Here is a 12,789-nt window from a genome sequence, read left to right as displayed (position 1 = left end):
ATCACGTGCGTTGGCTCGTCCTCGTCGCCGCGATGCTCCTTGCCGCCTGCGCGACGCCGCACGCCCGACGTACCGACGTCCTGTTCTGGGACCAACCGCAGCGCGAAGCAGCATTCCGCACCATGGAAACGCATTACGCCAGTAACGTCGTGCGGCACGGGGTCGCGCACCCGTTACCCCCTGGCGTGCCAGTGCGGCCTCGTTTTGTTGATGGCAGCACGCTCGATGCGTATATGGCGGCACACCATGTCGCCGGCATCATGGTCGTGCAGGATGGCCGCGTGCGTCTGGAGCGCTACGGCCTTGGCGCGACACCCGATACGCGCTGGACCTCATTCTCCGTGGCCAAGTCGTTCACCTCGACCCTGGTCGGGGCGGCGCTGCGCGATGGTTTCATTCACAGCCTCGACGACAAGGTCACGCGTTACATCCCGGAGCTTGCGGCCGGCGCGTATCGTGATGTCACCGTGCGTCAGCTGTTGACGATGACCTCGGGCGTCCGATGGAACGAGGATTACGTCGATCCCCGATCCGACGTCGCGATGATGTACGAAGGCTCACGCCAACCCGGCGTGCCCTTGCTGGTGTCCTACATGGCGGTGCTACCGCGCGAGTTCGTACCCGGCGAGCGCTGGGTCTACAAGACTGGCGAGACCGATTTGATTGGTATCCTCGTCGCTCGCGCCAGCGGTAAGACGCTGGCCGCGTATCTCTCCGAGAAGGTCTGGAAGCCGTACGGCATGGCTTCCGATGCGCTCTGGCTGAAGGACGAGATCGACGGCACAGAGGCTGGCGGCTCGGGTGTTTCGGCCACACTGGCAGATTACGCGCGCCTGGGTCAGTTCCTGCTCGATGGCGGCATCGCGAACGGAAGGCCTGTCCTTGCGGATGGCTGGATTGCCGACGCCACGCACAAGCACGCAGACATCGGCGTGCCTGGTCGCGGCTACGGCTACCAGTGGTGGACGTACGACAACGGTGCCTTCGCTGGCATCGGCATCTTCGGGCAACTGCTTTACGTCGATCCCTCCCGCCATCTGGTGATCGTGCAGATGGCGGCGTGGCCGGTGGCCACGAATGATGAGCAGGCCAGGGCACGCACCGCTTTTGTCCAGGCCGTCATCGCGGGCCTCGTTCGCTGAGGCCACCCGACCGGGAGAATGGGCTTAAAATCCCCGGACCCTCCCCCGATACGTACGAAGGCCAGCCCCATGGCGCTCACCTGGAACGATCTCATCTGCACGCCGGACAAGGAAGCGATCGATGCGCTCGCCGAATCCTGGAACTGGCTCATCGGTGACGCGTTCACCCCGCTGCTGTTCACGGCGCTGGGCGACATGTTCTTCGAAGCTGATGCCGGCGGCATCTTCTGGCTGAACACCGGCACGGCCGAAGTCGAGCGCGTCGCGGACAACGTGCCGGAGTTCAACAACCTGCTTCGCGAGGAAGCCGCTGACGACTGGCTCCTTCCGGGGCTCATCGAAGCGTTGCTCGAAGCCGGCAAGACACGCGCGGAAGGCGAGTGCTACAGCTATGTCACGTTGCCGATCTTCGTCGAAGGCGAGTACACGGTGGAGAACCTGAACCCGGTTCCTGCGAAGGAACACTTCGAACTCACCGGTTCGATCCTGCAGCAGCTCGACGATCTCCCTGATGGCGCGGATGTCGACTTCGAGGTAAAGCACTGACTCAAGGCGTGTCTTGATCCGTTCGAAGATGTTCCAGACGCTCCGTAATGTCGTTATGCACGTCGGCGGCGCTGTGGTAGACGCCCGTGCGAGCAGCATCGTCACGCGAGGCGATGCCGCGTGTCAGGAATTCGCTCTGGTCGCGAGCAGGGTAGTTTGAGATTTCTATCAAGTTCTGGTCCGGATCACGCAGGTAAACGGAGCGTATCGGCCCAGTCGCGCCGGTACGCTCGACAGGGCCTTCTTCGATGGCGATGCCCAAGGCCTGGAGTTCACCCATCACTTCGTCGAGCGGCGTGCTTGCAATGAGACAAAGATCAATCGCCCCGGGCGTTGGTGTTTCTGCCTTGGGTTCGAATTCCTTGCCAAGCTGGTGAAGATTGAGCTTCTGCCGGCCAAAGGTCAGTGCCTTGCGGCCTTCGCCGAAGGTGACCACGTCGAAACCGAGCACGCGGGTGTAGAAGGCGACCGTCACATCGATGTCGGTAACGGTAAGAACGAGATGATCCAGGCGGTCGATTTTCATCCGCCAGACAATACGCCACTCATTCGATGCATGCAGCCGCGCGCGCTTCGAGGAGCGTACGCTCACGCTCGTTGCGCGTCATGCCGGCGGCACGCAGAAAGGCCTCGCGTGCCGCTGCGTAACGTCCGAGGCGAAACAGCAGGTCGCCCTGCACGCTGGGCAGCAGGTGGTAGTCCTTCATCGAAGGTTCGTCCACAAGCGACTCGACGATATCCAGTGCCACATCAGGTCCCTCCGCCATCGACACCGCGACAGCACGGTTGAGTTCGACGACGGGCGACGGTACGACGTCGACCAGGGCGGCGTAGAGCGCGGCGATACGCGCCCAGTCGGTATCTTCGGCGCGCGCGGCACGCGCATGGCAGGCAGCGATGGCGGCCTGCAAAGCGTACGGCCCTTTCGCGCCACCCAGTCGTTCGGCGCGCTCCAGTGCCTTCAGCCCCAGACCGATCAGGAGTCGATCCCAGCGGCCACGATCCTGTTCGAGCAGGAGGACGGGTTCACCATCGGGGCGCGTCCGCGCACTCGTCCGTGATGCATGGATTTCCATGAGTGCAACCAGTCCGTGCACCTCCGCTTCGTTCGGCATCAATCCGGCCAACACGCGGCCCAGGCGCTGTGCCTCGGCGCAAAGGGTCGGGCGCATCCAGTCGCCGCCGGTGGTCGCCGCGTAGCCCTCGTTGAATACGAGATAGACCACGCGAAGTACTGAGGCAAGTCGCTCCTTGAGCTCATCGCCCCGCGGAACTTCGTAAGCTACCGCCGCATCGGCAAGGCTGCGCTTGGCGCGCACGATCCGTTGCGCGACAGTGGCTTCGGGAACCAGGAAGGCGCGCGCGATCTCATCCGTGGTCAGGCCACCGAGCAGGCGTAGCGTAAGGGCTACCTGGGCCTCGATGGAAAGCACCGGATGGCAGGCCGTGAAGATCAGCCGCAGCATGTCGTCGCCGATATCATCGTCCAGGGCGTCGATCAGCGCGTCATCGGCCGATTCGAGCATGCCTTCCATGTCCTTGCCCAGCGCTTCCAGCTTGCGTCCGGCCATGCGCTCACGGCGGATGCGATCGATCGCACGATGCTTTGCCGTTTGCGTCAGCCACGCGCCCGGATTGTCAGGCACGCCAGCGGTCGGCCACTGTTCGAGCGCAACGACCAGGGCATCCTGGGCCAGCTCTTCAGCCAATCCGACATCGCGAACCATGCGGGCGATCGTCGCGATCAGCCGCGGGGATTCGATCTTCCAGATCGCATCGATCGTGCGGTGGGCATCACGGGTAGTCATCACGGCGGATCAAAGCATCCGCCGTGATGAGAGGCAAGGCGCGCTGCGGCATCAGCTGAGCGTGGCGAGCAACTCACGCATGGCATACAGCGGCCGGATCTCCAGGCGGGCGTCTTCGCCGTCGGGGAAGGGATAGGTCTGCGTCCATGCAATGACCTCGTCGATCGAGGCCACGCGCAGTACCCAGAATCCCGCGACCATTTCCTTTATCTCGGCGAAGGGTCCGTCGAACACGGTGGCACGGCCCTTGCCAAAACGAACCCGCTTCGCGTGCCGGCTCGATGACAGACCGAAACCGGCGATGAGGAAACCGGCCTCGTGACCAGCCTTGTTCGCTTCCATCATCTTGCCGAGGATTTCCGGACCCGGATCGAAGTCCGTTTCGCTGCGCTCGTTGGCCTTGAGCATCACGATGTAGCGCGGCAACTCCGAGTCGCCTTCGGCCGGGTCACCGAAGCCGGATAACCCGCCCGGGCAACCGATGGGCCGTACTTCGACCTCGGCCGCGCCGTGGGCGTCCTCTGCCGGCCAGCCCGATACCCAGGCGACGGCCTGCTCCATCGAATCGGCCTCGATGATGCTGAAGCCCGCCACCAGCTCCCTGGTCTCGGCGAAGGGCCCATCCACCACGACAGGCCGGCGACCATCGGCGAAATGAATGCGGACGCCGTCGCGGCTGGGCTTGAGGCCCTCTCCGGCCAGGAAGCGCCCGTCAGCCGCCAGCGTATCGAGATGCTCGGCCATGGCATCGACCAGCTCGCGGCTGGGTGACGCTCCGGCTTCGCTATCGGTGTCAGCCTTACGTACGATCAGGAAGCGCATGCCTTTCCTCCGGTTACGGGTTGGGACGCTTCTCGGCGCCGTTGATCATCCAGCTGGTGCCGAACTTGTCGGTGAACATGCCGAAGCGTTCGGCCCAGAACGTTTCGGCGATCGGCATATGAACGCTGCCGCCCGCGGACAACGCGGCGAATACGCGATCTGCTTCCGCGGCCTCATCGAAGCCCAGGGCGATCGAGACACCGTGCATGCCCGGGAACGGCATATGGGGTGGGCAGTCCGAGGCCATCAACCACTGGTTACCAATCTGCAACCGGGCATGCATGATCTTTTCTTCAGATTCCTTCGGCAAGGCCGGCTGCCCGGGTTGCGGCGGCATCTCCTTGTAGCGGCCCATCATGAGGATCTTCGCGCCGAGCACCTTCGCATAGAACTCGAAGGCTTCCTCGCAGTTGCCGTTGAAACTGAGGTAAGGGGTAACGGTCATGGCGGTGTTCCTTTGGAGGAGGGGTCAGGACTTCGAAGCGACTTCCGCGTGCATGCGTTCTACCGTTGCGCGGGCTTCGGGGGTCAACGATTCTTCGCCGAAATCGTCCATCTCGAACATGCGACGAATCTCAATTTCCGAGGTGTCTCCTTCCATCGGATTCGGGGCGCGCTTCATCCACTCGATGGCCTCGTCGAGCGAGCGAACCTGGATCAGCCAGTAGCCGGCGACCAGTTCACGGGTTTCCGCGAACGGTCCATCGGTGACGTCACGCCGGTCGCCGTTGAAGCGGATACGTGCGCCGTCGCTGCTCGGGCGCAACCCGTCGGCGGCGAGAAGCACACCTGCATTCACCAGTTCCTCGTTGAACCTGATCATCGCCGTCATCAAGGCCTCGCTGGGCATTTCGCCAGCTTCAGAGGCCTTCGTCGCCTTGAGGATCACCATGAAACGCATGTGCCTTCTCCGTTGCCATAGCCGGGTCACTCCCCGGCTTTCATGACTACGTCGATTGTGCCCCCAGCGAATCGACATCGGTGTACGAATATATTTCAGCGGGATGTGCCCACGAGCGCGCGGGTGTTTCAAAACTGCAACGCATGCCGTCCGCCTCGAAGGCGACCGTCGCCACGCCGCCGGCCTGGCTGGCCAGCACCCGCTCGATGAACCGGATACCGAAACCGCGACGGGCAGGCGGCGCCACGGGTGGCCCGCCGGTTTCCTTCCAGGTCATGTGCGCCCGCTGCGAAGCGGCATCGAACCGCCAGCACAGGTCCACCCTTCCCGACGAGGTCGACAGCGCCCCGTATTTGGCGGCATTGGTCAGTAGCTCGTGCACCGCCATGGCGACTGCCACCGAGGGGGCCGACGCCAGCATGAGCGGGGGGCCGCCGATGGCGATGCGCGAGTGGCCCGGATCGTGGGGGGCGATGGTGGTTTCCAGGACGCCGCGTAACGCCACCTCCTCCCAGGCACGGGTCACCAGCAGGTCATGTGCACCGGAGAGGGCCCGGAGTCGACTTTCGAACGCTTCCAGCGATTCGGCGACCGGTCGGTCGGTGTCGAAGCTCTGCGTAGCCATGGCCTGGACCACGGCCAGCGTATTCTTCACCCGATGGCTCAGTTCGTTGACCAGGATACGTTGCGCCTGTTGCGCATCCCGATGAGCCGTAACATCGATGCAGCTACCCCAATAGCCGGCGAAGCTATCGTCGCGATAAAAAGGCTTGCCGTTATCGAGTAGCCAGCGGTACATGCCGTCATGGCGGCGGAGTCGGTACTCCATCGAGAAGGGCTCGCGAGCCTGGAAGGCGCCCGCGTACGTGGACAGGCAGCGTTGCAGATCCTCGGGGTGGACACCTTCGGCCCAACCCTTGCCGACTTCGTCGATCATCGGGCGCCCGGTATAGGCTAGCCAGGGTAAGTTGAACCAGTCGCAGAGCTGGTCCATACCGGAACGCCAGATCATGACGGGCGCAAAATCGGCCAGTTCGCGAAACTCGCGGTCGCTGGCTGAGAGGGCTCGTTCATAAGGACTCTTGGCCTCGTGGTACATCCATTTCCCCTTCGCTCGTCCCCGTGCCGGCCAACGATATCGCAAGTGATGCGTCCGTTGAACGCTTCGAGCGCGGAGGCGTGAGACCGATCACGTGACGTGAAATGCGTAAGTGATTTCCGATTTGTTCTATTGCGAATGCATTGCAAACCAGCTTCACGCACAAGCGCCCCGAAATCTCCCGAAGCATGGCGGCGCTATGTCAGAATCCGGACGCTGTCACGACAGGGGTCGGGCGCAGCATCACCTTGGGGATACGTAGGAAGGCTGCCGGAACACCGCCCTGGGCGCGTGGCCGGCGTTGACGTATTCGCAGGCACGGCATCACGCCGTCATACGAATCAAAGGATCGGAAGGGAACATGGATCTGCTTCGTTTCATCGCATCGTTACCCGTCCGCCTGCTGCGCGGCCTGCTCTGGCTGCTTAGCACGGCCCTGCGCCCCGTCTTCGGCAATATGTCCTGGTCCGCGCCCGCCTGGGTGCCGGCGACCGGGCGGGCCGCTCGCCAGCATCCCCTGAAGTTCACGGGCACCATCGCCGGCGTGCTCATCTTTGCGGCCGCCGGCTGGTTCGGCTGGCACTGGTGGGAGAGCCGCCCGAAACCGGTGGAACCGAACCGGATCACCTTCGAGGCGCCGGCGCCGGACATCAGCGACTACGACCACGCGCCGGTGACCATCCATCCCCTCACGGTCACCTTTTCCGCGTCGGCCGCCAGGCTGGAGTCGCTGGGCAAACCGGTTACCGATGGCATCGCCATGGACCCGAAACTCGCGGGCCAATGGACCTGGGAGAACGATCGCACGCTGCGGTTCGTTCCAGCGGCCGACTGGCCGGTGGGCCGGAAGATCGAGGTTCGCTTCGACAAGGCCAAAGTCTTTGCGCCTCACGTGCTCCTGGCGGATGACCACTTCGACGTCGCCACGGCGCCCTTCACGGCGCGCGTGGTCAATGGCGAGTTCTACCAGGACCCGCAGGACCCGACCAAGAAGAAGACCATCATCCAGCTGGGCTTCAACTACCCCGTGGACGCAGCCCAACTGGAGAAGCACCTCGCGCTCGACCTGCGCAATCGCAACGAAAAACATGGCGCGGAGCTCAAGTTCAGCGTCACCTACGACGAACACCACCTCAACGCGTTCGTGCATTCCCAGCCACTCCAGCTCCCCCGTGATGATGGCTCGGTAGGGCTCAAGCTCAACGACGGCGTGCGCAGCAGCCGTGGTGGCGATGGCACGGAGAAGGCGCTGGAGACCGCGGTGCGCGTGCCCGGCCTGTACAGCCTCACGCTCGACGAAGTCTCACCTACCCTGGTCGACAACGCGCGCTTCGAGCCGGAGCAGGTCGTCGTCATGACCTTCGGTGGCCCGGTCAGCGATGCCGAGTTGACCAAGCACCTCCACGCCTGGGCCATTCCAAAAGACACGCAGCACGCGTGGTCGGCCAGCGAAATCAGTGAAAGCGATCTTCGCTCCTTCACGCCGCTAAAACCGGAAGTGGTGCCGACCGAAAACGACTGGTCGGCCGCGCAGAGTTTCCGTTACCACGCCGAACCGGGTCGGCGCATCTACGTGCGCGTGGACAAGGGGATGACCTCGTTCGGCGGTTATGTGATGGCCAAACCGCGCGTCGATATCCTCACGGTGCCCAGCTACCCCCGCCTGCTTCGCTTCATGGCGGACGGCTCCCTGCTCTCGCTGAGCGGCGACAAGCGAATTTCCGTCGTCTCCCGGAACATGCCGGGCATGCACGTCGAGGTCGGCCGGGTGCTGCCTGACCAGTTACAGCATCTGGTTTCGCTCAACTCCGGCACTTACACCAAGCCCGAGATGTACGGTTTCACGCCGGACCATATCGTCGACCGCTTCGTGAAGAACGTCTCCTTCCCGGACGAAGGTCCGGGGAAGGCGCATTACGAAGGCTTCGATCTTGGCCAATACCTGGCGGCAGGCAAGCGGGGTGTCTTCCTGCTCAAGCTCTCGGGCTACGACCAGCAGGCCGAGCAGGAAGCGCGCGAGCGCCGGGTCAAGGCCGCACGTGAAGCCGCGGCCAGTGACGCGGGCTCCGACGTCGACGCCATGGTGGCCGAAGCGGAAAAGGATGATGACGACGGCGGCCACGCACCGTACGACTGGCCGAAGGACGAGCGGCTCGTCGTGATCACCGATCTGGGCGTGATCGCGAAGAAGTCGATGGATGGCAGCCAGGACATCTTCGTCCAGTCCATCCGCACCGGGTCGCCGGTGTCGGGTGCCTCCGTCACGGTGATCGCGAAGAATGGCAGCACGCTATTCACCCAGAACACCGCTGCTGACGGACGTGCGCACTTTGCCAACCTCAAGGGCTTCACGCAGGAGAAAACCCCGGCCATGTACGTGGTGCGCCAGGGGGAGGATCTCTCCTTCCTGCCCGTGACCTCGTATGACCGCACGCTGGACTTCTCCCGCTTCGACATCGGCGGCGAGCCCAACGCGCACAGCCAGGGCCAGCTATCCGGTTACCTGTTCTCCGATCGCGGCATCTACCGTCCCGGCGATCTCTTCCACATCGGCATGATCGTGCGCGCGAACAGCTGGACGCGCAGCGTCGCTGGCATGCCACTGATCGCCGAGGTGGTCGACCCACGTGGCACGACCGTGCGCCAGCAGACCGTATCAATGGATACGGCCGGCTTCGCCGAGCTCGACCATACGACGGCCGAAACCTCGCCGACCGGCAACTGGACGGTGAACCTGTATATCGCCAAGGACGGTAAACCGTACTCGCAGATAGGCAGCACCACGGTACAGGTGAAGGAATTCCAGCCCGATCGCATGAAGGTCTCCGCCAAGCTTTCCACCGCCGTGACGGAAGGGTGGGTGAAGCCGGCGCAGCTCAAAGCACTGGTCGACGTGCAGAACCTGTTCGGTACACCGGCGGCGGATCGACGCGTCGAGGGCTCACTCACCCTGCGCCCTGCCTTCCCCTCGTTCCCCAGCTACAAGGACTATCACTTCTACGACGTGCGCCGCGCCAAGGAAGGTTTCGAGGAGAAGCTCGCCGACGCGAAAACCGACGACAAGGGGCATGCGGAGTTTGCGCTGGATCTGTCCAAATACGCCGACGCCACCTACCAACTGTACTTCCTGGCCAAGGCCTACGAGGCCGAAGGCGGACGCAGCGTCGCCGCGGCCACACAGGGCATGGTGTCGTCGAACGACTGGCTCGTCGGCTACAAGGCCGTCGACAACCTCGACTACGTGAGCCGCGATGCAAAGCGTGCGGTCAACCTCGTCGCCATCGATCCATCGGCAAAGCGTATCGACCTGAAGGGCCTGAAGCAGGCCATCGTCGAAACGCGTTTCGTCTCCGTGCTGACCAAGCAGGATTCGGGCGTCTTCAAATACGAGTCCAAGGCTCGCGAGACCACGGTGTCTGAAACGCCGCTGGTCATCCCGGCGGCCGGTCTCGATGTCGTGTTGCCGACCGACAAGCCGGGCAACTTCGCTCTTGTACTGAAGAATGCCGAAGGCAAGGAGGTCAATCGCGTCGCCTGGTCGGTGGCTGGCGAAGGCAACGTGTCGCGCTCGCTCGAGCGCAACGCCGAGCTGCAGCTCACCCTGTCGAAGAAAGACTATGCACCCGGTGAGGCGGTGGACATCGCCATCCGCGCGCCGTATGCGGGCAGCGGCCTGATCACCATCGAGCGCGACAAGGTCTACGCCCACGCCTGGTTCCACGCCGAGTCGACCAGTACGGTCCAGCACATCACCGTGCCTGCCGACTTCGAAGGCAACGGCTATATCAACGTGCAGTACGTGCGTGATCCGTCCTCGGACGAGATCTTCATGAGCCCGCTGTCGTTCGGCGTGGTGCCGTTCTCGGTCAACATGGATGCGCGGCGCAATGTGCTCGCCGTGGAGTCGCCGCAGCTGGTCAAACCGGGCGATACCGTCACCTTCCACGTGACTTCCACGACGCCGACGCGCGCAGTGGTCTTCGCCGTGGACGAGGGCATCCTCCAGGTCGCGCACTACAAGCTGGGCGATCCGCTGCAGTACTTCTTCCGCAAGCGCATGCTGGAAGTATCCACTTCGCAGATCCTCGACCTGATCATTCCGGACTTCCAGAAGCTGATGACAATGGCGGCACCGGGTGGTGATGCGGACGGCGCCATCGGTCGCCAGCTCAATCCGTTCCGTCGCAAGCGCGACAAGCCAGTGGCCTACTGGTCCGGCATCGTCGACATCGATGGATCGCGCGACCTGACCTACAAGGTGCCCGACTACTTCAACGGCAAGCTGCGTGTCATGGCGGTCAGCGTCTCGCCGGAGAAGATCGGCACGTTCGAGGGCGCGACCACGGTGCGCGGTGACTTCGTGCTCTCGCCCAATGTGCCGACCACGCTCGCACCGGGCGACGAAGCGGAGATCAGCGTGGGTGTGGCGAACAACCTCACCGGCCTGGGCGGCAAGGAAGTGCCGGTCGCGGTGAACCTCAAGCTCGGCCCGCAGCTGCAGATCGTCGGAGACGCGGCGAAGACGCTCAGCCTCGGCGAGATGCGCGAAGGCGTGGCGATCTTCCGGGTCCGTGCCACGGACAAGCTGGGCTCGGGCAACATGACCTTCACCGCGGGATTCAACGGCAAGTCCGCGAAGCAGAGCGTGGATCTTTCCGTGCGACCGGCCTCGCCGTTGCGTACGGATCTCGCCTTCGGCCATGTCGATGCCCATGGGCGGGGTGACGTGACCTCACTGCGCGACATGCACGACGAATACGCCAAGCGCGATGCCTCGTTCTCGACCGTGCCGATCGTGCTTGCGCGCGGGCTTGCGGCCTATCTTGTCGACTTCCCGCACTACTGCACCGAGCAGGTGATCAGCGCGGCGATGCCGGCCCTGATCCTTGGCAAGCGTCCCGAGTTCGGCGACATCAAGCCGGCACGGATGATCGGTGACGACACGCCGCCGGCCGATCCGGTCGCGGCCTTGTTCGACGTGCTGCGTGCGCGCCAGAACGGGCAGGGTGGTTTCGGCCTGTGGACGGCCACGCCGGATACGCACGTCTTCGCGACCGACTACGCCGTTCACTACCTCATCGAGGCCGGCGACCATGGCGTGGCCGTGCCCGCCGACCTTCTGGCTTCGGCAGATAACGCCCTGCGCCAGATCGCCGCCGATGACGGCGGCGATACGTTGGTGGCAATGCGCGAGCGTGCCTATGCGATCTATCTGCTCACGCGTCAGGGCAACGTCACCACGAACGACCTCGCCTCGTTGCAGCGTCGTCTCGAAGAGGTCTATCCGAAACAGTGGCACGACGACCTCGCGGCGGCGTGGCTGGCTGCCTCGTACCAGCTGCTACACCAGGAGAAGCTGGCCAACGACCTGATGGCGCGCCCGCGCAAGCTGCTCGCGCGCCAGCCGGTTGATGAGACCTACGATTACAGCGACTACTACGACACGCCGATCCGTGACGCGTCGGTGCTCTACCTGCTGGCAAAGCACTTCCCGGAACAGGCAAAGGCCTTGCCGCCGGAGACGATCGAGAACCTCGTGCGCCCCCTCGGCAAGGGTCACTACAACACGCTGTCCTCCGGCATGATCATCATGGCGCTGGACGCATGGGCCACGCAGGCTGGCGGTGACGTAAGCAAGCTCTCGATCGGCTCGGTGGCAGCGAACGGTACCGTCAGCCCGATCGGCGCGGTGAAGGGCTCGCTGGTCGATGCCCATTGGGCCGCCGGCGCGCAGCGCCTGCGTCTGGTCAACGACGCCGATGCGACGGCATGGTATGGCGTTGCACAGACCGGCTTCGACCGGAAGCCTTCGGCCGATACGCGCAAGGACGGACTCGAGATCGTCCGTACTTACACGGACACCAAGGGCAAGTCGATCGGTACGGTCAACACGGGAGACGAGATCGATGTGCACGTGAAGGTTCGTTCCACCACCGACCACGACGTGCACAACGTCGCCATCGTGGACCTGCTGCCTGGTGGCTTTGAGCCGGTGCTCGATACCGCCCCACCGGCCGATGCCGCGGAAGCGACTCCGTCTTCTGACGAGTCCACGTCGGATTCGTCTGGTGCGTCGGATGAAGTCGATGCTCCTGCGGATGGTGAGGGTGACGGCGGAGCCGCCGAGGGCGCCGACGACAACACTCCTGCCTGGCGTTCGCCCATCGGCAATCCGGAGTCGACCTGGAAACCCGAGTACGCGGACGTTCGCGAGGACCGCGTCGTGGTCTACGGTACGGCAAGTACCGACGTGCAGGAGTTCATCTACCGGATCAAGGCGACCAATGCCGGCAAGTTCGTCATTCCGCCGGCACTGATCGAATCGCTTTACGACCGGAGTGTGCAGGCACGCGCTCCCGGCGGCGGCGCCATGACCGTGGAGCGCAAGCCTTAGCGACCATGTAGGAGCCGATTCATCGGCGATCCCGCGCCAGCGGGCCAGAATGGGGCCAGCACCCAATCGCCGATGAA

At 63.8% G+C, this 12,789-nt stretch carries 8 protein-coding genes and 1 pseudogene; 3 read left to right on the top strand and 6 right to left on the bottom strand.

Annotated features, from left to right (window positions below; genetic code table 11):
- Positions 1 to 5: 5 nt before the first annotated feature.
- Positions 6 to 1,142 carry a serine hydrolase gene (locus C8J98_RS03595; RefSeq protein ID WP_233260105.1) on the top strand — a complete coding sequence of 379 codons (1,137 nt, stop codon included), beginning with the start codon at positions 6 to 8 and terminating at the stop codon, positions 1,140 to 1,142.
- A gap of 69 nt (positions 1,143 to 1,211) precedes the next feature.
- Positions 1,212 to 1,688 (top strand): T6SS immunity protein Tdi1 domain-containing protein, encoded by a 477-nt coding sequence (locus tag C8J98_RS03590; RefSeq protein ID WP_158272586.1) that lies wholly within the window; start codon positions 1,212 to 1,214, stop codon positions 1,686 to 1,688.
- Positions 1,689 to 1,842: 154 nt separating this feature from the next.
- Here C8J98_RS03590 and C8J98_RS03585 read toward each other — a convergent pair.
- From C8J98_RS03585 to C8J98_RS03560, 6 genes and pseudogenes are all read right to left on the bottom strand, one after another.
- A pseudogene (locus C8J98_RS03585) lies at positions 1,843 to 2,214 on the bottom strand (VOC family protein); the annotation flags it as partial.
- Positions 2,215 to 2,233: 19 nt separating this feature from the next.
- Positions 2,234 to 3,496, bottom strand: coding sequence for an RNA polymerase sigma factor (locus C8J98_RS03580; RefSeq protein ID WP_107910910.1), 1,263 nt, complete (start codon positions 3,494 to 3,496; stop codon positions 2,234 to 2,236).
- Positions 3,497 to 3,547: 51 nt separating this feature from the next.
- On the bottom strand, positions 3,548 to 4,318 hold the full coding sequence (locus C8J98_RS21985) for a YciI family protein (protein ID WP_158272585.1): 771 nt from the start codon (positions 4,316 to 4,318) through the stop codon (positions 3,548 to 3,550).
- Positions 4,319 to 4,331: 13 nt separating this feature from the next.
- Entirely contained in the window at positions 4,332 to 4,763 is a 432-nt protein-coding gene (locus C8J98_RS03570) for a VOC family protein (protein ID WP_107910908.1), read from the bottom strand.
- 24 nt (positions 4,764 to 4,787) lie between these two features.
- Positions 4,788 to 5,219, bottom strand: coding sequence for a YciI family protein (locus tag C8J98_RS03565; protein WP_107910906.1), 432 nt, complete (start codon positions 5,217 to 5,219; stop codon positions 4,788 to 4,790).
- Between the two features lie 46 nt (positions 5,220 to 5,265).
- Positions 5,266 to 6,318, bottom strand: a complete 1,053-nt coding sequence (locus C8J98_RS03560; protein ID WP_107910904.1) for an HWE histidine kinase domain-containing protein — start codon at positions 6,316 to 6,318, stop codon at positions 5,266 to 5,268.
- A gap of 361 nt (positions 6,319 to 6,679) precedes the next feature.
- Here C8J98_RS03560 and C8J98_RS03555 point away from each other — a divergent pair, with 361 nt between their 5' ends.
- Positions 6,680 to 12,712 carry an alpha-2-macroglobulin gene (locus C8J98_RS03555; protein ID WP_107910902.1) on the top strand — a complete coding sequence of 2,011 codons (6,033 nt, stop codon included), beginning with the start codon at positions 6,680 to 6,682 and terminating at the stop codon, positions 12,710 to 12,712.
- Positions 12,713 to 12,789 lie beyond the last annotated feature (77 nt).

The sequence above is a fragment of the Luteibacter sp. OK325 genome, assembly GCF_003050935.1.
GTDB lineage: Bacteria > Pseudomonadota > Gammaproteobacteria > Xanthomonadales > Rhodanobacteraceae > Luteibacter.
This window is presented reverse-complemented; position numbering and strand designations above follow the sequence as displayed.